17 protein-coding genes are annotated in these 18,072 nt (G+C 69.9%); 5 read left to right on the top strand and 12 right to left on the bottom strand.

The features are described 5' to 3' along the window. Positions 1 to 20 precede the first annotated feature (20 nt). On the top strand, positions 21 to 1,538 hold the full coding sequence (locus BMW54_RS02930) for a hypothetical protein (RefSeq protein ID WP_090052857.1): 1,518 nt from the start codon (positions 21 to 23) through the stop codon (positions 1,536 to 1,538). Beyond that, positions 1,535 to 2,287, top strand: coding sequence for a class I SAM-dependent methyltransferase (locus BMW54_RS02925; protein ID WP_090052856.1), 753 nt, complete (start codon positions 1,535 to 1,537; stop codon positions 2,285 to 2,287). The genes BMW54_RS02930 and BMW54_RS02925 overlap by 4 nt, the downstream gene beginning before the upstream one ends. A 49-nt stretch (positions 2,288 to 2,336) precedes the next feature. Here BMW54_RS02925 and BMW54_RS19145 read toward each other — a convergent pair whose 3' ends face one another. From BMW54_RS19145 to BMW54_RS02910, 3 genes are all read right to left on the bottom strand, one after another. Continuing rightward, positions 2,337 to 2,498 (bottom strand): 30S ribosomal protein THX, encoded by a 162-nt coding sequence (locus BMW54_RS19145; protein WP_090052854.1) that lies wholly within the window; start codon positions 2,496 to 2,498, stop codon positions 2,337 to 2,339. Between the two features lie 81 nt (positions 2,499 to 2,579). Continuing rightward, positions 2,580 to 3,545, bottom strand: coding sequence for a cation diffusion facilitator family transporter (locus tag BMW54_RS02915; protein WP_090052853.1), 966 nt, complete (start codon positions 3,543 to 3,545; stop codon positions 2,580 to 2,582). 38 nt (positions 3,546 to 3,583) lie between these two features. Further along, complete coding sequence (locus BMW54_RS02910) at positions 3,584 to 4,030, bottom strand: MerC domain-containing protein (RefSeq protein ID WP_090052851.1); 447 nt, start codon at positions 4,028 to 4,030, stop codon at positions 3,584 to 3,586. Between the two features lie 85 nt (positions 4,031 to 4,115). Here BMW54_RS02910 and BMW54_RS02905 point away from each other — a divergent pair, with 85 nt between their 5' ends. After that, the gene (locus BMW54_RS02905) at positions 4,116 to 6,131 is read left to right on the top strand and encodes a TonB-dependent receptor domain-containing protein (protein ID WP_090052850.1); all 2,016 of its coding nucleotides are present in this window, start codon (positions 4,116 to 4,118) and stop codon (positions 6,129 to 6,131) included. Positions 6,132 to 6,253: 122 nt separating this feature from the next. On the opposite strand, the gene BMW54_RS02900 is transcribed toward BMW54_RS02905, so the two are convergent. The 3 genes from BMW54_RS02900 to gltX form a co-directional block, all read right to left on the bottom strand. After that, positions 6,254 to 6,733: a transcriptional repressor gene (locus BMW54_RS02900; RefSeq protein WP_090052849.1), complete on the bottom strand. Its 480-nt coding sequence runs from the start codon at positions 6,731 to 6,733 to the stop codon at positions 6,254 to 6,256. Positions 6,734 to 6,773: 40 nt separating this feature from the next. Then, positions 6,774 to 7,049, bottom strand: a complete 276-nt coding sequence (locus tag BMW54_RS02895) for a hypothetical protein (protein ID WP_090052847.1) — start codon at positions 7,047 to 7,049, stop codon at positions 6,774 to 6,776. 109 nt (positions 7,050 to 7,158) lie between these two features. After that, the gene (gene gltX / locus BMW54_RS02890; RefSeq protein WP_090052846.1) at positions 7,159 to 8,562 is read right to left on the bottom strand and encodes a glutamate--tRNA ligase; all 1,404 of its coding nucleotides are present in this window, start codon (positions 8,560 to 8,562) and stop codon (positions 7,159 to 7,161) included. A gap of 420 nt (positions 8,563 to 8,982) precedes the next feature. Here gltX and BMW54_RS02885 point away from each other — a divergent pair, with 420 nt between their 5' ends. Next, positions 8,983 to 10,143 (top strand): glycosyltransferase family 4 protein, encoded by a 1,161-nt coding sequence (locus BMW54_RS02885; protein WP_090052844.1) that lies wholly within the window; start codon positions 8,983 to 8,985, stop codon positions 10,141 to 10,143. Then, positions 10,115 to 10,657: a phosphatase PAP2 family protein gene (locus BMW54_RS02880; RefSeq protein WP_090052843.1), complete on the top strand. Its 543-nt coding sequence runs from the start codon at positions 10,115 to 10,117 to the stop codon at positions 10,655 to 10,657. The genes BMW54_RS02885 and BMW54_RS02880 overlap by 29 nt, the downstream gene beginning before the upstream one ends. A gap of 175 nt (positions 10,658 to 10,832) precedes the next feature. On the opposite strand, the gene accD is transcribed toward BMW54_RS02880, so the two are convergent. The 6 genes from accD to BMW54_RS02850 all read right to left on the bottom strand — a co-directional run bounded on the left by accD (position 10,833) and on the right by BMW54_RS02850 (position 18,045). Next, on the bottom strand, positions 10,833 to 11,705 hold the full coding sequence (gene accD, locus BMW54_RS02875) for an acetyl-CoA carboxylase, carboxyltransferase subunit beta (protein ID WP_090052841.1): 873 nt from the start codon (positions 11,703 to 11,705) through the stop codon (positions 10,833 to 10,835). 36 nt (positions 11,706 to 11,741) lie between these two features. Next, positions 11,742 to 12,542: a tryptophan synthase subunit alpha gene (gene trpA, locus BMW54_RS02870; RefSeq protein ID WP_090052840.1), complete on the bottom strand. Its 801-nt coding sequence runs from the start codon at positions 12,540 to 12,542 to the stop codon at positions 11,742 to 11,744. Beyond that, the gene (trpB, locus tag BMW54_RS02865; RefSeq protein ID WP_090052838.1) at positions 12,542 to 13,753 is read right to left on the bottom strand and encodes a tryptophan synthase subunit beta; all 1,212 of its coding nucleotides are present in this window, start codon (positions 13,751 to 13,753) and stop codon (positions 12,542 to 12,544) included. The genes trpA and trpB overlap by 1 nt, the downstream gene beginning before the upstream one ends. 28 nt (positions 13,754 to 13,781) lie before the next feature. Continuing rightward, the gene (locus BMW54_RS02860; protein ID WP_090052837.1) at positions 13,782 to 14,405 is read right to left on the bottom strand and encodes a phosphoribosylanthranilate isomerase; all 624 of its coding nucleotides are present in this window, start codon (positions 14,403 to 14,405) and stop codon (positions 13,782 to 13,784) included. After that, on the bottom strand, positions 14,402 to 15,169 hold the full coding sequence (gene truA / locus BMW54_RS02855) for a tRNA pseudouridine(38-40) synthase TruA (protein WP_090052835.1): 768 nt from the start codon (positions 15,167 to 15,169) through the stop codon (positions 14,402 to 14,404). Before truA ends, BMW54_RS02860 begins: the two co-directional genes overlap by 4 nt. 317 nt (positions 15,170 to 15,486) lie before the next feature. Then, positions 15,487 to 18,045 (bottom strand): motility hub landmark protein FimV, encoded by a 2,559-nt coding sequence (locus BMW54_RS02850; RefSeq protein WP_090052834.1) that lies wholly within the window; start codon positions 18,043 to 18,045, stop codon positions 15,487 to 15,489. Positions 18,046 to 18,072 lie beyond the last annotated feature (27 nt).

Below are 18,072 nucleotides of genomic sequence, written 5' to 3'. Positions count from 1 at the left end.
GCGCGGCCGGAGGAAGATCGTTGAAGGACCCATCGCCGCGCCCCGACCGGCGCCACATCCGCCGCATCCCCGTGGCGATCGCCGGATTCCTGGCGATGACGGTCGCGGCCTGCACGGACGCGGTCGATCACGAGGCCGAGCACGCACGCCGCGCGCGGCAGATGCGCGACGTCAACCGCATGCTCGATGCGATGGAGGGTTTCGGCCAGGTCGCGTCCGCGACGTCGGCGCCGCCGGCGCCCGCGCCCTCCGCCGCCGTCACCACAGCCGCATCCCGGGAGACTCCCGACCACGAATGGGCCCCGCGCTGGCGATGGTCGCCGTGGGCGTTGCTGGCCGGTGGCGGTGGTATCGGAGCGCTCGCCTTCGTTCTCGTTCGTCGTCGGCGACGTCCGGTCGCGTCGCCGGCCCCGAGCATCGCCGCGTTCTTCGTCGACCCAGCCGACGATGCGCCGGAGCAGGCCCCGGGCGAACCGTCCGCGCCGCCGCCGACCGACACGGCCCCGATATCCACGCCGTCACCGACCTGGATTTACCAGCCGTCACGCTACGAAGCGCCCGGCCTGCACATGGTGGCGCCGGCCGTCGATCTGCTCGTCCCGCCGCATGACGACAGACGCTCCGTACCCGAGACGACGTACCCGACGCTGCACACGGCGCTGGCGAACGCGGCGGGCGACGCCGGCCCGTTCCTGGTCGGCGACCCGACGTACCCGCGCCTGAGACTCGCCGACGCGTCATCCGAGGCCTTGCGTGCGTGGCGCGACCTCATCGCCGACCACCTCGACGACAGTGGTGACGACGAGCACCTCGCCCGCTGGCTCGCCCCCGCAATCGACGCCGCGCTCGCCCTCGAACTACCACCACGCGACGCGGCGCGACAGATGACCGACATCGTGGCCGACGTGGCACGCGTAAAGGCGTCGATGGCGGAAACCGATCGCCCGCACGCCGAAGCCCTTCTGGTCCGGCTGCATCTCGCGAACATCGAGCGCCTGAGCGGTGCGACCCGCCTCTTCGCGATCCGTGAACTCGCCGCAGGGCTCGCCGGCGCCGTCGATCCGCTTCTCATCGACGCGCGCATCGACGTACTGCTCGCGTGGGCGTCGTGGTCGCTGGGAGCCGCCGCCAGCGCGCGGCTCGACGAGGCCGACACCGCCTGTGACGCATTGGCCAGCGAGGGCGGCGAAGGCGGCGACCGCGCGCGCCGACGCCGTGGCGAGATCCTGCTCCATCGTGCCGCCCTGTGCCGGACCGATGCGCGCCTGGCGCGACTCGACGAGGCGCAACGCCTGCTCGACGAGGCCTACCGATGCCAGCCCGATGCGGAAACGGCCCTGCTCCTCGCGACCGCCGCGGAGCGACGCGCGGCGCTGCTGCCCGCACCCGCCGCCGAGAACGCGTGCACGCACGCGCTGGTGCATGCCTTCCTCGCCGAGGCATCCCCCGCGTGGCGAAGCGCCGCGCTCGCGCGACGTCGCGCCATCCAGCGTCTCTACGAAAGCCTTCCCTCCCCCACGGAAACCGACCCGCCATGATCACCGCAAGCCCCACGGGCGATGCCCGCCAACCCTTCTGGACCACCCGTTACGGGATCGCCACGCCCGTCGCTACCGAGACGGCGGCGGCCCGCTCGCTGCAGCTCTACGGCGAGTGGGCCGAACAGGAAACCACGCTGCTCAGCGGCCTCGTCGACGAAGGGCACACCGTGCTCGAATTCGGCGGCGACTACGCCGCCCACGCCCTCTGGATGGCGCAGGCGGTGGGACCGGCCGGCCAGGTCCACGTGGCCGAACCGCGCCGCATCCGCTTTCAGCAGGCCTGCGCGAACGTCGCGATCAATGGACTGGACAACGTCTTCACCCATCCCGTCTGGCTCGGCAAGGGCAAGGGCCAGGTGTCGCTCGCGTCGGTGCTGCCGGGCACGCGCGCCGGCGACGAGAAAGTCCGCCTGGCCACCGTCGACAGCCTGCGCCTCGACGCCCTGCATCTGCTGAAGGTCAACCAGTCGCACGCGCTGGTCGACCTGCTGGCCGGTGCGGGCGACACGATCCGCACCCATCGTCCGCTGGTCTACGCGCGCCTGACGGGCATGGACGAAGCGCGTGCCGAGGTGGACGCGCTCAAGGCGCTGGGCTACCGCGTCTGGTCGCACGTGCCCTATCTGTTCAACGTCGACAACCACGCAGGCAACGACACCAACGTCTTTCCGGGCATGGTCCAGCAGAACGTGATCGCCGCGCCGGCGGACGGAACGTTCGAATTCGCGGACCGGCTGGAGCTCTGAGCAAAAAAAATCCCGCCGAGGCGGGATTCTTTTCACGCGTGGCGAAGGCTCAGGCCTTCTTGCGCGGCGCGGCCTTCTTGGCGGCGGCGGGCTTGGCGGCGGCCGGCTTCGCGACGGCGGCGCCGGAGACGACGTCCACGTGCGGACGGGCCTTGCCATAGCTGGAACGGTAGATCTTGCCGCGACGGGTGCGGCGGTCGCCCTTGCCCATGGGAAACTCCTTGATTCGTAATGATGAAGAGGAACGGCCGGACATCGTATCAGCGGCCGCGCAAAGCGCAAGGGGAGCCGCTCAGTGCGCGTGCGGGCCCGCCTTGCCGCAGCCTTCGAGTTCGTCGGGGCACGGGCCCGGATCGAACTGGACGGTGGCGTGATCGACGCGCCAGCGATCGCTGAGCAACGTCTTGATCGCCGTCAGGACGCGCGCCTGATCCGCCTGCTCCGCGCCGGGCGCGAGCTCGGCGTGCAGCGTGGCCATGCGCGAGCCGGCGGTGACCTGCCACACGTGCACGTGGTGGATGTCCACGATGATCGCGTCGACGGCGTGAAGCTCGCGCTGCACGTCCCCGAGGTTGACGCCCTCGGGCGTACCTTCGAGCAGGATGTGGCCCGAGCGGCGGACGAGCGACCAGGCGCTGCGCAGGATCAGCAGCGACACGAGGATCGACAGCACGGGGTCGGCCCAGTTCCAGTCGAGCCAGCGCACGGCGAGCGCCGCGAGCACGGCCGCGACCGACCCGAGCAGGTCGCCCAGCACGTGCTGGCTCGCGCCGGCCATGTTCACGTCGTCGGGATCGTGGCCGTGCAGCGTGCGCAGCACCACGACGTTGGCGACGAGGCCGAGCACGGCGACGACGAGCATCACGCCCGAGAGGATCGGCTCCGGATGGAACAGGCGCTGCACCGCCTCGTAGACGATGAAGGCCACCAGCGCGAACTGGGTGAGCGCGTTGACGAAGCCCGCGAGGACTTCGATGCGGCCGTAGCCATAGGTGCGCCGCGAGTCGGCCGGACGCGCGGCGAAACGCGCCCCCAGGAACGCGAGCAGAAGCGCGAGCGCGTCGACCAGCATGTGGCCGGCGTCGGCCAGCAGCGCCAGCGATCCGGACACGATGCCGCCGGCCGCCTCGGCGACCAGCATGAGCAGCGTGAGCACGAAAGCGAACAGCAGCTTGCGCTCGCTGCCGCCCTCGACGTGGCTGTGGTCGTGATCGTGGGCGTGCGCGTGCCCGTGCGAATGGGAGTGGTCGTGTGCCATGGGAAGGAAGGCTAGGCGCGAGCGACGCGGTTACACAATCACGGGTGCGCGCAGGACGGCCCGTGGATGTGTCCAGCGTGCTCGCCGCGGTCGACGCGCAGGTTGACGAAGTGCGCCGCGGCGACGAGGAAACCGCCGCACGTGACGAGGACGCTGTGCAGAAACAGCGAGCCACCGTGCAGGAACGTCACGCCGAGGATCAGCAGGAGCAGCCCCGGGACCGCGAGCAGCAACGGCAGGCGGCGGCGGTGACGCCGGAAGCCGGAGACGAGCGCGACGCTGGCCAGCACGCAGGCGAAACCGACGAAACCGGCTTCGAAGCGGTGGTCGGCCAGGAACGAAAGCCCGATGAGCGGCAGCAGCGCGATCACGAACGGCAGCGCGGCGCAGTGGATGGCGCACAGGAAGGACGCCGTCGCGCCCAGGCGGTCGGCGGCGTGCCACCAGCGGCGCGGTACTTCGGATTCGGCGGCGGAGTCGGTCATGGAAGACATAGCGTGACTAGTTGCACGGGTCGAGGCAAGCGATGATACTTTATAACATTGCAAAACCCAACTGGAGCTCCACCCGATGCGCAGAACCCTTATCGCCCTGGCCCTGGCCGCGAGTTTCGGCACGTCCCTGCCCGTGATGGCGGACGACGCCGCCCAGGACGGGACCCCGCCCTCGGTGGGGGCGACCGACGCCCAGGGCAAGAGCCGCAAGCACGTCGACAAGCTCGACGCCATCGTGGTCAATGCCGTGCCGGGCGGTCAGAAGGCCGACCAGATCGTGGCGCCCGTGGCGGTGCTGGCAGGCTCGGCCCTGGACGACGCCAAGGGCGTGTCGCTCGGCGAGACGGTGTCCTCCATCCCCGGCGTGCAGAGTTCCGCGCTCGGTACCGCGGTGGGCCGACCCGTGATCCGCGGCCTCGACGGCCCGCGCGTGGCGGTGCTCGAGAACGGTCTCTCGTCCCAGGACGTGTCGAACGTCAGCCAGGACCACGCGGTCACCCTCGAGCCGTTCCTCGCCGACCAGATCGAGGTGCTCAAGGGTCCGGCCACCCTGCTCTACGGCTCGGGCGCGATCGGCGGCGTCGTCAACGTCGTCGACGGGCGCGTTCCCGAAAAGGCCCCGGACAACGGCTTCGCCGGGCGCGCGGAAGTGCGCGGCGATTCCGTCTCGGATGGCAAGACCGGCCTGCTCCGCCTCGACGCGGGCAACGACCGGTTCGCCATCCACGTGGACGGCATGCACCGCGACAACGAGGACTACGACATTCCCGGGGGCACGCTGGCGAACAGCGCGGTGAAGACGACCTCGGGCTCGGTGGGCGCGTCGCTGCTCGGTTCGTGGGGCTTCGTCGGTCTGTCGGTGTCGCGCTTCCTCGACCTCTACGGCAGCCCTGCGGAACCCGGCGATCCGGCCGAAGGCGAGGATCCGGTCCACATCAAGATGGCGCAGACCAACCACACCCTGAAGGGCGGCCTGGTGAAGCCGTTCGACGGCATCGCGAAGATCGATTTCAGCCTCGGCCATGGCGCGTACCAGCACGTCGAATACGAAGGCGACGTTCCGGGCACCACCTTCACCACGAACAGCAACCAGGGCCGCCTTCTCGTCACGCACGAGCCGCTCGCCGGTTGGGAAGGCGCGTTCGGCGTGCAGACGCAGCACCGCCAGTTCGCGGCCGTCGGCGAGGAGACCTTCGTTCCGGCCACCACGACCAACGGCGTCGGCGTGTTCCTGACCGAGCAGCGCGACTTCGGCCCGTTCAAGGTCGAGCTCGGCGCGCGCCACGACAGGCAGAGCGTCGATCCGGACGACGGTCCGAAGCGCGACTACAGCCCGAACAGTTTCTCCGCCGGTGTCGCCTGGCGTTTCGCGGAGCAGTGGCATCTGTCGCTGAACCTCGATCATGCCGAACGCGCGCCGTCCGAAGAGGAACTCTTCGCCAACGGGCCGCACGAGGCCTCGAACACGTTCGAGATCGGCAGCGACCTCACGAAGGAAAAGTCGAACCAGGCGGAACTCGGCCTGCACTTCCACGGCGAGTTCGTCGAGGGCAAGATCGCCGCGTACTACAACCGGTACAAGAACTTCATCTACCTCGCCGACACCGGCGAGATCGAGGACGACCTGCCGGTGCGCATCTGGTCGCAGAACGACGCGACGTTCCGCGGCGCCGAAGCCGAAGCGACCTTCCACCTCGCCAAGGGCCCTTCCGGTCACTGGGACCTGCGCGTCTTCGGCGACACCGTGCGCGCCACGCTCTCGGATGGCGCGGGCAACGTGCCGCGCATCCCCGCCGGTCGCGTCGGCGGCACGCTGAGCTGGAACACCGACGGCTTCCGCGCCAGCGTCGGCGCCGTGCGTTACATGAAGCAGGACAGGATCGCCGCGTTCGAGACGGACACGGCCGGCTACACGCTCGTCAACGCGCACTTCGCCTGGACCTTCGTCAATGACGAACGCAGCCAGTGGGAAGCCTTCGTGGACGGCAACAACCTGACCAACCAGACCGCGCGCCCGGCCACGTCCTTGTTCAAGGATGTCGCGCCGCTGCCGGGCCGGAACGTCTCGGTGGGTCTGCGCGCGTTCTTCTGACCACGATTCAGTGGTTGTAGGAGCGGACCTGGCCGCGACAGCTCTTCGCGACAGACTGACAGGGCCTGTGGCGCTGTCGCGAAAAGATGTCGCGCGCAGGGCGCGCTCCTACCACCGCGGTGTCAGGACTCGAGGCAGTTCCGGCAGATGCCGTGCACTTCGAGGGTCTGGGCCTGCGGGCGGAAGCCGAGGGCTTTCGCCTGCGCCTCGATCAGTTCGGCGACGCGTTCGTCGCAGACTTCCTGCGCGCACTGGCAGGTATCGCAGATGAGGAACGGCACCTGGTGCGCCTCGGCCGGGTGATGGCACGAGACGTACGCGTTGATGGATTCCAGCTTGTGGATGAAGCCGTTCTCGAGGAGGAAATCGAGCGCGCGATACACCGTGGGCGGCGCGGCGTTGCCGTGCTTCTCACGGAGGCGATCGAGCAGGTCGTAAGCTTTTACGGGCTTCCCCGCACCGGCGACGAGTTCGAGCACCTCGCGGCGCAACGGCGTGAGGCGCAGGCCGCGCTCGGTCGACGCAATCTCCACCGCCTCGACGAAGCCGCGGGCGTCGTCGTGGTGCTGGTGAGCGTGGTGGTGGGCGGCGTGCGTGGTCACATCGGTATCCTCGTGTCCATCATCCTAACATGAGGACCTTTCAGCGCTTTTTCGACCCCGGCAACGGTGGAGGCGTGCGCCGCGGAAGGAACGGGAAGATCCAGCCGATCGGCCCCAGCACGAGCGAACCGATCACCCCGGCCTTCACGCGTCCGCGCCAGTAGCCGAGCAGCGCGCCGACCACCACGAACGCGATCTGCCAGAGCACGAGCTCCGTCCACGGGACGATCGCCATCAGGTTCATAAAGATCCGCACCGACGCGTCCGGCGCATCCGGATCGACGCCCTGCATGGCTCTGGCCAGGAGTTCGTCCATGGGCGCCTACCGTCGGGTGGGAGCGGCCTTGGCCGCGATGGGTGCTTGCGGCAAGCACCCATCGCGGCCAAGGCCGCTCCTACAAGGGTTTGGGCGGGTGCCGGACAAATCAGCCCTGCGCCCGCGACAGCGCCTCGTCGATGCGCGCGATCGCGCCCTCGCGCCCGGCGAGGTAGATGGTGTGTTCGATCGACGGGGAGACCTGCGTGCCCGTCATGGCGACGCGCAGCGGCGCGGCGACCTTGCCCATGCCGAGTTCCAGCGACGCGGCGACGCGTTCGACCGCGCCGTGCACCGCCTCGGGCGTCCATGCCGCGAGCGCGGCGAGTTCGTTCTTCGCGGCGTTCAGCGCGGCGGGCGCGGTTTCCGCGCGCAGGTGCTTCTCGACCGCCTTCTCGTCCCACTCGACGATCGGGCCGTACCAGATCTTCGCGCGCTCGGCCATTTCCTTGAACGTCTGCACGCGATCGCGCAGCGCGACCACGACATCCGCGGGATCCGGACCCCGCGCGACGTCGATGCCGATCCTGGCCAGGTGCCAGGCGAGTTCGGGACCGAGCGTTTCGGGCGCGTCGGTCTTGAGGTAATGCTGGTTGAGCCACGAGAGCTTGGTGACGTCGAAGCGCGACGCCGCCTTGTTGACGTCGGCGACGTCGAACAGTTCGGTCATCTGCGCGACGGAGAAGATTTCCTGGTCGCCGTGCGACCAGCCGAGGCGGACGAGGTAGTTGAGCAGCGCGTGCGGCAGGAAGCCGTCGTCGCGGTACTGCATCACGCTCACCGCGCCGTGGCGCTTCGACAGCTTCTGGCCATCGGGACCGAGGATCATCGGCAGGTGCGCGAACTCGGGCACCGGCGCGCCGAGCGCCTTGTAGATGTTGATCTGGCGCGGGGTGTTGTTGACGTGGTCGTCGCCGCGGATCACTTCGGTGATGCCCATGTCGATGTCGTCGACCACCACGGCGAAGTTGTAGGTCGGGAATCCGTCGGAACGGAAGATGACGAGGTCGTCCAGCTCCTCGTTCGACCACTCGATGCGCCCCTTGACCTTGTCGTCGAACACCACGCTACCCGAGGTCGGGTTCTTGAAGCGGATGACGCGGTTCGGGTCGTCGCGCAGCGGCTCGTCACGGTCGCGATAGTATCCGTTGTAGCGCGGCTTCACGCCCGCGGCCATGGCCGCGTTGCGCATTTCCTCGATCTCTTCCTTGGTCTCGTACGCGTAGTACGCCTTCCCTTCGCGCAGCAGCTGGTCGGCCACTTCGCGGTAACGGTCCATGCGCTGCGTCTGGTAGTACGGACCTTCGTCGTGCGCGAGGCCCAGCCACGACATGCCGTCCAGGATCGCCTGCACGGCTTCCTGCGTCGAACGCTCGCGATCGGTGTCCTCGATGCGCAGCACGAACTCGCCGCCGCGACGGCGCGCCTCCAGCCAGCAATACAGCGCGGTGCGCGCGCCGCCGATGTGCAGGTAGCCGGTAGGACTGGGGGCGAAACGGGTGCGGACGGTCATGGGGGGCGGTTGGGGTTTGTGGGCAATTGGAGAGTTTAGCGTGGGCGGGGGGTAGGCGGGAGTTGGTCGTCTGGAGTTGGGGGATGGGAATTGGGGGCGTTGAGTTCGGGAGTTGGGAGTTGGGAATCGGGGGCGTTGAGTTCGGGGGTTGGGGGTTGGGAATTGGGGGCGCTGAGTTCGGGAGTTGGGAGTTGGGAATTGGGGGCGCTGTTCACGGCGGCCGCTCGAAGGGGCCGGTGGCGTGACACTCGCCTCGAGGCACGCCAAACGCTGCAGCCCCCTCGGGCGCTCGTTAGTGCGCCCCCAATTCCCAACTCCCCCCCCCCCATCTCACCTGTCATTCCCGCGTAACACGCCGATCATCCCGACGACACGACTTCCACCCACCATGCCCCAAGCCAGGCAACGAGGGGCACCGCCATGCGCATCGGCATCGTCACCGAAACCTACGCACCGGACGTCAACGGTGTCGCCCTGACCGTCCAGTCCCTCGCCCGCGGCATCGTCCGCCGCGGCCACAGCGTCGACCTCGTTCGCCCCATCCACCCCGCGACGACGCCGCTGGCCGATGCGGGCATGGATGTCCTGGCGGTCGACGGGGCGTCGGTGCCCCGCTATGCGGGCCTGCGTTTCGGGCTGCCCGCACGGTTTCGTCTCGAACGCCGCTGGCGTTCCGACCGGCCGGATGCCATCTATGTGGCCACGGAAGGCCCCCTGGGCTGGAGCGCCGTCAGTGCCGCGCGCCGCCTGGGCATCCCGGTCGCCACGGGGTTCCACACGCGGTTCGATTTCTACGTCGGCCACTACGGCTTCGGCGCGCTGACTCCACTCGTGCGGCACTACCTCGCGCGTTTCCACCGGCGGGCGCAGACGACGCTCGTGCCGACGGGCCAGCTCGCCGCCGAACTCAACGATCTCGGCGTGCACGACGTGCGCGTGCTGCGCCGCGCGGTCGATACGCTGCGTTTCCATCCGGAACGTCGCGACGACGCGCTGCGCGCCTCCTGGGGCGTGACGGACGACGCACCGGTCGTCCTCAGTGTCGGCCGCGTCGCGCCCGAGAAGAACCTGCACGTCGTCATCGACGCATACCGCGCCCTCGCCCGCCGGGTGCCGGGCACGCGGTGCGTCATCGTGGGCGATGGCCCCGGCCGCGCCGCGCTGGAGGCCGCGCATCCGGATGTCATCTTCGCCGGCACGCGCTGCGGCGACGAGCTCGCGGCGTACTACGCCAGCTCCGATCTGTTCGTGTTTCCGAGCCTCACCGAGACGTTCGGCAACGTGGTGCTCGAGGCCATGGCCTCCGGCGTCCCGGTGGTCGCGTACGCCGAGGCGGCCGCGCGGGAATTCATCCGCAACGGCCAGAACGGCATCCGGGTCGCGCCCGGCAACGAAGGTGGCCTGATCGAGCGCGCCGCCGCCCTCGGCGCCGACGCCACCGTGCGCGCCGCGATGGGGCGTGCCGCGCGCGCCTCGGTCGCCAGCCTTTCGCCCGAGTCGGTCGTCGCCGCCTTCGAATCGATCATGCAGTCACTGGCCGAGGAGCACGTCCATGAACGCAGCACCGCCGTCGCCGCGTAGGGCGAACCTGGACCGGCGCATGTGCGTCGCGGCCAACCGCTGGGGCGCGCGTCGCGCCATCGGCATTTTCTTCGGCGCCATCAGCCGGCTCGGCGATGGCGTGTTCTGGTATGCGCTGATGAGCGTCATCGCGGTCGTGGGCGGCTGGCACGGTGTCGCCGTCGCGGCGCAGATGGCCGTGACGGGCCTCACCGCCCTCATGCTCTACCGCGTGCTCAAGCGCTGGACGCGGCGCCCACGCCCTTTCCGCACCTGTCCCGGCGTCATCGCCCACGTCCCGCCGCTCGACGAGTTCAGCTTTCCCTCGGGCCACACGCTGCAGGCCGTCGCGTTCACGGTCGTCGCCGTGGCGCACTATCCCGTGCTCGCGCCGTTCCTGATCGGATTCGCGGCGCTGATCGGCGCATCCCGCGTCGTGCTCGGGCTGCACTACCCCAGCGACGTGATCGCCGCCACGGCGATCGGCGGCGGGCTCGGCACGCTGTCGCTCTGGGCGGAGCGCGTGCTGGTCTGAACGCATCATCATCCGTCGTCCCGGCGTACGCCGGGACCCACCGCGATGCGGTTGGCCGTTGCGACCAACGTCACATCGGCTCTGGCGCGTGGATCGCCCCGACGCATTCGTGACAACGCGGACCGGGGCCGTGGACCCCGGCGTTCGCCGGGGTGACGGTGAGGGGCTGAGGCGATTACGCCGCCGCGCGCTGGGCCTTCTGCAGGATGCCCAGCATGGCGCCGAGCTTGTCGCGCATCTCGCGGCGGTCGACGATGACGTCGACGGCGCCGTGCTCGACCAGGAACTCGGAACGCTGGAAACCCTCCGGCAGCGTCTCGCGCACGGTCTGCTCGATCACGCGGGGACCCGCGAAACCGATCAGCGCCTTCGGCTCGGCGACGTTGAGGTCGCCCAGCATGCCGAGGCTCGCCGACACGCCGCCCGTGGTCGGGTGCGTGAGGACGGAGATGTACGGAATGCCGGCATCGCGCATGCGCGCCAGCGCGGCGGACGTCTTCGCCATCTGCATCAGCGAGAACAGGCCTTCCTGCATGCGCGCGCCGCCAGTGGCGGAAAAGCACACCAGCGCGCTCTTCTCGGCGAGCGCCTTTTCGGCGGCGCGGGCGAACTTCTCGCCCACCACCGAACCCATCGAGCCGCCCATGAACGCGAATTCGAACGCGACCGCGACGACCGGGCGCTCGAGCAGGCGGCCGGACATCGCGATCAGCGCGTCCTTCTCGCCCGTGTTCTTCTGCGCGGCGGCCACGCGGTCCTTGTACTTCTTCTGGTCCTTGAACTTCAGAGCGTCGACCGCTTCCATCTTCGGCCACAGCTCGGTCGTGCTGCCCTCGTCGAAGAAGGCCGCCAGGCGCGCGCGCGCCGAGATCGCGTGGTGGTGGCCGCACTTCGGGCAGACCATCAGCGACTTCTCGAGCTCGGGCTTGTACAGCACCGTGCCGCAACCCGCGCACTTCTCCCAGACGCCTTCCGGCACCTTGCCCTTGCCACCGGCCGCGCTGGGTGCGCGGGTCTTCGGCGTCATGATTTTCTGCAGCCAGTTCATCGTGTGTCTCCGGTACCTGTACGTTCGCTCGCCCGATCAGCGCGCGTCGAGCGCGGCGCGGATCGGCGCGAGGAAATCCCTTGCCCTGCCGACGGCATCGTCGGCCGAGGTCGCACCGGCGAGGCGGTCGACCAGGGCGCTGCCGATGACGACGGCGTCGGCGAATTCGCCGATCGCCTTCGCACCCTCGGCGTCGCGGACACCGAAGCCCACGGCGACCGGAGCCTTCGACCGGGCGCGGATGCCGGCGACGCGCTCGGCGATGTCGCCGGTGCTCAGCTGGGCCGCGCCGGTGATGCCGGCGAACGATACATAGTACAGGAAGCCCGTCGCCGCCTCGCAGAGGGCGGCCAGGCGCGTCTCGGCCGTCGTCGGCGACGCGAGCAGGATCTGGTCGAGCCCGGCCTCGCGCAGCGGTTCCAGGACGTGCGACTCCTCCAGCGGACAGTCGACCATCAGGACGCCATCCACGCCGGCTTCGACGGCATCTTCGGCGAACGCCGCGTATCCGTACATCTCCACCGGATTGAGGTAGCCCATCAGCACGATCGGGGTCTCGTCATCCGTCTCGCGGAACGCGGCCACCCAGGCCAGCACGTTCGCCAGGCCGACGCCCTTCGCGATCGCGCGCTCGCTGGCGTGCTGGATGACCGGACCGTCGGCCATGGGGTCGGAGAACGGCACGCCAAGCTCGATCACGTCGGCGCCGGCGGCCACCAGGCCATGGAGCAGCGACACCATGCCGTCCGGCGACGGATCGCCGGCGGTGACGAAGGGGATCAGGCCGGTGCGGCCGGCGGACTTCAGCGCCGCGAAGCGGCGTTCGATGCGGCTCATCAGAGTTCGATTCCTTCGCGGGCGGCGATGGTATGCACGTCCTTGTCGCCACGCCCCGAGAGGTTGGCGAGGACGATGCCGTCCTTCGGCAGCTCGCGCGCCAGCTTCATCGCCTGGGCGATGGCGTGGCTCGACTCGAGCGCCGGCAGGATGCCCTCGGTGCGGGCGAGCAGGTGGAAGGCTTCGAGCGCCTCGTCGTCGGTGACGCCGACGTACTCGGCGCGGCCGGCGTCCTTGAGGAACGCGTGCTCGGGACCGACGCCCGGATAGTCGAGGCCTGCCGAGATCGAATGCGTCTCGACGATCTGGCCATTCGCATCGGAGAGCACGTACGTGCGGTTGCCGTGCAGCACGCCCGGCTTGCCGGCGGCGAGCGAGGCCGCGTGGCGACCCGTCTCGAGGCCGTCGCCGGCGGCTTCGGCGCCGACGAGGCGCACACCGCCGTCGTTGAGGAACGCGTGGAAGATGCCGATCGCGTTCGACCCGCCGCCGACGCAGGCGGTGACGACGTCGGGCAGGCGCCCGAACTGTTCGATGGTCTGCGCGCGGGCCTCGCGGCCGACGATCGCGTTGAAGTCGCGCACCATCTGCGGATACGGGTGCGGGCCCGCGACGGTGCCGATGATGTAGAAGGTGTCCTCGACGTTCGTGACCCAGTCGCGCATCGCCTCGTTCAGGGCGTCCTTGAGCGTCTTCGAACCGGACGTCACCGGCACGACCTCGGCGCCCAGCAGGCGCATGCGGTAGACGTTGATCTTCTGCCGCTCGATGTCGACGGCGCCCATGTACACGACGCACTTCAGGCCCATGCGCGCGGCGACCGTGGCGCTGGCCACGCCGTGCTGCCCGGCGCCGGTCTCGGCGATGATGCGCGACTTGCCCATGTAGCGCGCCACGAGCGCCTGGCCGACGGTGTTGTTGATCTTGTGCGCGCCGGTGTGGTTCAGGTCTTCGCGCTTGAGCACGATGCGCGCGCCGCCGACGTGCTTCGACAGCCGCTCGGCGTGATAGACCGGGCTCGGGCGGCCGACGTAGTGCTTGAGATCGCGATCGAGCTCGGCGATGAACGCCGGGTCGGAGCGCAGCTTCTCGTAGGCGGCGGTGAGCTCGGCCAGCGGCTCCATCAGGGTCTCGGCGACGTAAATGCCGCCGAAGTCGCCGAACCGACCGTGGGCGTCGGGCCAGGCGTGGAAATCCGTGATCTGCGTCATTGCCTTCTCGGTATCTGCTGGGGGCCGCTCACGCGCTGGGGACGGCGCGCACGGCGGAAATGAAGCGTTCCATCTTAGCCCGATCCTTGATGCCGGGCGACGCCTCGATGCCACTGGAGACGTCCACGGCCCACGGCCGGGCGACGCGGATCGCTTCCGCGACGTTGTCGGCGGTGAGGCCACCGGCGAGGATCAGCGGCTGCGCGAGATCCTTCGGCATCAGCGACCAGTCGAAGCGCTGGCCGCTGCCGCCCTGCTCGCCAAGTCCGTGCCCGTCGAGCAGGAGGCCGGCGGCCGCGGGGTAGTCGCGCAGGCGCGCGAGCGCCGGCGCGCCCTCGCCCATCGCGATGGCCTTCAGCCAGCGTACGCCGTGCGCCGCGCACTCCGCCTGGGTTTCCACGCCGTGGAACTGGAGCATGTCCGGCCGGAGCACACGCACGACCTCCGCCACGTAGGCGGGATCGTCGTCCATGACCAGCGCCACGATGCCGACGAACGGCGGCACCGCATCGCGCAGGGTCGCCGCGGTCGAAGGGTCGACGAACCGCTTGCTCTTGCGCGTCATCACGAAACCGACCGCATCCGCGCCGAGACGCGCGGCGAGCTGCACGTCGTCGACACGCGTGATCCCGCAGCACTTGATGCGCGTCATAGCGTCACCTCCACCGGAAGGCCCCAGTGGGCTTCGTACATCGGTCCGAGGAACGTGAGTCCTTCCGCGGGCGCGGTCGCGCCGGCGATTTCGCGATCCCGGCCCTCGAGCAGTTCGGCCATCCATTCGACCGGGCGCTCCCCGCGACCGATGGGCAGCAGCGACCCGACGATGTTGCGCACCATGTGGTGCAGGAACGCGTTCGCCTCGATCTCCACCACCACGTGGATGTCCTCGCGGAACACGCGGATCGACCGCACGTTGCGCCGCGCATGCGCGGCCTGGCACGACACGGCACGGAATGCGGAAAAGTCGTGCTCGCCGACGATCGCCTGCGCCGCGACGTGCATCGCGTCGGCGTCGAGCTGGCGGCGTTCCCAGGCCACGAAACGCGCGTCGAGCGCCGGTCGCACGAAGCGCGGCAGGATGCGGTAGCGATAGCGCCGGGCCCGCGCCGAGAAGCGCGCGTGGAAGTCGTCGGCCACGGGCTGCGCCCAGGTCACCGCCACGCTGTGCGGCAGGTTCGAGCACGCGCCGAGGACCCAGCCACGCATGTCGCGCACGACGTCGGTATCGAAATGCACCACCTGGCAGCGGCCATGCACGCCTGCATCCGTGCGGCCGGCCGCCGTCACTTCCACCGGCGCGTGCGCGACGTAGGTCAGCGCTTCTTCCAGCGCGCCCTGCACGGTCTTCGCGTGGCTGAGCCGCTGCCAGCCAAGAAAATCGGTGCCGTCGTATTCGACGCCAAGGGCGATGCGCATGGGGTGGGTCGGAAGTGGTGGGAGCCGCAAAGGGTACCATCCCGTCGCCAACGAGCCGCTGTTGGAGCGGACCTGGCCGCGACGTCGTTGGGGCCGTGAGCCGCGGGGCCTGCTGCGCCCCGCGAGAAGCTGTCGCGGCCGGGTCCGCTCCCACACCGCACCGATGGCTGTTGGAGCGGACCTGGCCGCGACGCCGTTGGAGCCGTGAGCCGCAGGGCCCGATGCGTCCGGCGAAAAGCTGTCGCGGCCGGGTCCGCTCCTACAAGAAAAAAGCCCGGGCGGGTGGCCGGGGCTTTCTGTTCTGCCTGTGCTCGCGATCAGACGATATCGTCGAGGATCCGGCGGGCCGTGTCCTTCTGCATCTGCGAGCCTTCCGCGATCACCTCGTCCAGCATGAGGCGGGCGCCCTCGGCGTCGCCCATGTCCAGATAGGCGCGGGCGAGATCGAGCTTCGTGTCGACCGGGTCGTCGCTGAAGCTTTCCGGGCCGTGATCCCCGATCGGCTCTTCGTCGGCGAACACCGGTTCGTCGAAACGCGGCGGTTCGTCGAAGCGCGGGAGCTCGTCCACATGCTTCGGCGCCTCGAAGGCCGGCTCGTCGTGCGTCGGCGCGCGATCGGCATCCTCGTCGAACGACCAGGTCGAGCGCGGCTCGTCGTGGGCGGCCGTCTCGCTGGCGAGCACGTCGCCGAACGCCGCATGGCCTTCATGCGTGCCGTGCGCTTCGGCATACGGCGATTCCGGCGCGTCCACGTCGAACACTTCCGGCGCATGCGGACGACGATCCGCCTCGGCGCGCTGCACCGGGGTCAGGTCGAAATTGAAGTGATATTCGCTGTGCTTCTGCGGCGCGGGCGTCGCAGGGCGCGTCTCTTCGTCCGGGCTGGTCACGTACGTGCCGAGGTCGAACTCCTCCAGCGCCGCGGCGTGATCCGGGTGCTGCGGCGAGCCGGCCGTGTACGTGTCGTCGTCGTACGGATCGTCGATCTCGTCGACCGGCACGCCGCCGAACAGCGGATGCGTCGGGGCGAGGTCCTCGCCCATCATCACCACCTCGCGCCATTCCGGCTGCTCGGGATCGGCGACATGGGCGAACATGGCTTCGGCGGCGGCCTCGAAGTGATCGACGTCGCGGCGGCCGTAGTACAGGCTGACCAGTTCCAGATGCAGCCCGATGTCGTCCGGGTGCTCCGCCAGCGCGTCGAGGATCTCGCGCTGGTCCTGGTCCATCGTGTCGGTGTGCTCGAAGTCGCCGAACGTGGGCTCCTGGCCGAAACGATCGGCGAGCGACGGCGTGCCGGCGACGGCGGCCGCGGCCTTCGGTTTCCTGCGACCGAACACGGCCGCGACGAGCAGCAGGAGGATGACGATCGCGCCGCCACCCCAGGCCCAGGGCTGCATGAACCAGGGATCTTCCTCGGCGACGGGAGCCGTGGGCGTGACATGGGCCGGGGTCGGCTTCGCGACGGGCGCCGGCGGTGCGGCGACGGCCGTCGCCGCCGCGGCGGGCGCCGGGGACGCGAGCGGGGTCGTGGCGACGGTCGCGGAAGCGACCGGGGCTGCCGCGGTGCTGGCGGCGGTGGCCGGTGCCGTGGCGGCCGCGACCGGCGCGCTGGCGGCAGCCGCCGGTGTCGGTGCTGGAGCCGGAGCGGCCGCGACGGCCGCGCCCTTCTGCGCCTCGGCCAGCTTGCGCTGGAGCTCGGCGATCTCCGAATCCTTCAGGCTTAGCAGGCGCTGGTTCTTCGCGTCGATCGCCTCGAGCTCGCCGATGCGCGACTTCAGCTCGGCGCCCTGCTGCTTGAGCGACGCGACGCTTTCCTGCGAGGTCGCCAGTTCCTGACGGAGGCCGGCGACCTGGGCGTCGCCCGTGCCACCCTTCGTTCCGGCGCGGGTGGACGCGGCGTCGCCGCCATCCTTCGACGGCACGATGGCGAGACGGTCGTCGGCGCTGGCGGCGGACTTCGCCTTCGGCTGGCTCGCGCCCGTGGAGGCGGCATCGGCGACCGTCGACGGCGCGCGGGTGCTACCGGCGCGCCAGGATTCGTTCTGGCGGCGGACTTCGGAGAGCGCCGCGTCGGCGCTCTCCGCACGCACCTCGTCGGCAGACGGGATACGCAGGACCGCACCCGTCTTCAACGCGTTCATGTTGTCGCGATAGAAGGCGTCCGGATTGGCCTTCTGCAGGGCCACGAGCATCTGGTTCATGTCCGCGCCGCCCGCATGCTGGCGGGCGATGGTGGACAGCGTCTGGCCACGCTGCACCGGGCCATAGGAGTCGGCGGACGCACGGCGCGGCGCCGACTGGCGAGGCGCGGGAGCGGGAGCGGGCGCCGCGGGAGCCGGCGCCGGCGGCGCAGCTGTCTCGGCGGTGCGCGAGGGACGCGCGTCGCTGGCCGCCGGCACCCGCGGCGGCACGTCCGACGTACGCGACGGCGGCGCGGCGGGAGCCTGCGCTTCGGCCGTCGACGCCGCCTGGTGGATCGGCGAGCCCGGCGGGTCGAGCAGCATCGTGACTTCCCGGACGACCTTGTTGCCGCCCGAGGAGACTTCGACGAGGAAATCGAGGTAGGTGTCGCGGACCGGCTCGGCACTGGTGACGCGAACGACGGGCTGCCCGGAGGCGCCCTTGGCGACGGTGAAGTTCAGGGCGACGGGAAGGCCGCCGCGATTGAGCCCAGCCCGGCGGAAGGCGTCCTCCGACGCCAGCGCCACCTGGACGTTGCCCAGGTTGCCCGACACGCCGGTGAGCGGAATCTCGGCGACCAGCGGCTGATCCATGGTGGAGCGCACCTGGACGGCACCCAGACTCTGAGCCAGGGCGGTGCCGCCCCAGCTGGCCAACGCCAGCATGATCGAAAGCTTCAACGTGCGGTTCATGTGTTACGTCCCCCGAACTGGATCCAT

It is taken from the genome of Luteibacter sp. 329MFSha, from assembly GCF_900111665.1.
Classification (GTDB): domain Bacteria; phylum Pseudomonadota; class Gammaproteobacteria; order Xanthomonadales; family Rhodanobacteraceae; genus Luteibacter.
Note: the sequence above shows the minus strand (reverse complement) of the source record. Positions and strands in the feature narration are given on the sequence as shown.

Coding starts and splice junctions, on each gene's coding strand:
- BMW54_RS02915 (WP_090052853.1), bottom strand. CDS start 3,545: ATGGCACACGACCACTCCCATTCGCACGGGCACGCGCACGCCCACGAT.
- trpA (WP_090052840.1), bottom strand. CDS start 12,542: ATGAGCCGCATCGAACGCCGCTTCGCGGCGCTGAAGTCCGCCGGCCGC.
- BMW54_RS02925 (WP_090052856.1), top strand. CDS start 1,535: ATGATCACCGCAAGCCCCACGGGCGATGCCCGCCAACCCTTCTGGACC.
- truA (WP_090052835.1), bottom strand. CDS start 15,169: ATGCGCATCGCCCTTGGCGTCGAATACGACGGCACCGATTTTCTTGGC.
- BMW54_RS02860 (WP_090052837.1), bottom strand. CDS start 14,405: ATGACGCGCATCAAGTGCTGCGGGATCACGCGTGTCGACGACGTGCAG.
- trpB (WP_090052838.1), bottom strand. CDS start 13,753: ATGACGCAGATCACGGATTTCCACGCCTGGCCCGACGCCCACGGTCGG.
- BMW54_RS02885 (WP_090052844.1), top strand. CDS start 8,983: ATGCGCATCGGCATCGTCACCGAAACCTACGCACCGGACGTCAACGGT.
- BMW54_RS02905 (WP_090052850.1), top strand. CDS start 4,116: ATGCGCAGAACCCTTATCGCCCTGGCCCTGGCCGCGAGTTTCGGCACG.
- gltX (WP_090052846.1), bottom strand. CDS start 8,562: ATGACCGTCCGCACCCGTTTCGCCCCCAGTCCTACCGGCTACCTGCAC.
- BMW54_RS19145 (WP_090052854.1), bottom strand. CDS start 2,498: ATGGGCAAGGGCGACCGCCGCACCCGTCGCGGCAAGATCTACCGTTCC.
- BMW54_RS02850 (WP_090052834.1), bottom strand. CDS start 18,045: ATGAACCGCACGTTGAAGCTTTCGATCATGCTGGCGTTGGCCAGCTGG.
- BMW54_RS02910 (WP_090052851.1), bottom strand. CDS start 4,030: ATGACCGACTCCGCCGCCGAATCCGAAGTACCGCGCCGCTGGTGGCAC.
- accD (WP_090052841.1), bottom strand. CDS start 11,705: ATGAACTGGCTGCAGAAAATCATGACGCCGAAGACCCGCGCACCCAGC.
- BMW54_RS02895 (WP_090052847.1), bottom strand. CDS start 7,049: ATGGACGAACTCCTGGCCAGAGCCATGCAGGGCGTCGATCCGGATGCG.
- BMW54_RS02880 (WP_090052843.1), top strand. CDS start 10,115: ATGAACGCAGCACCGCCGTCGCCGCGTAGGGCGAACCTGGACCGGCGC.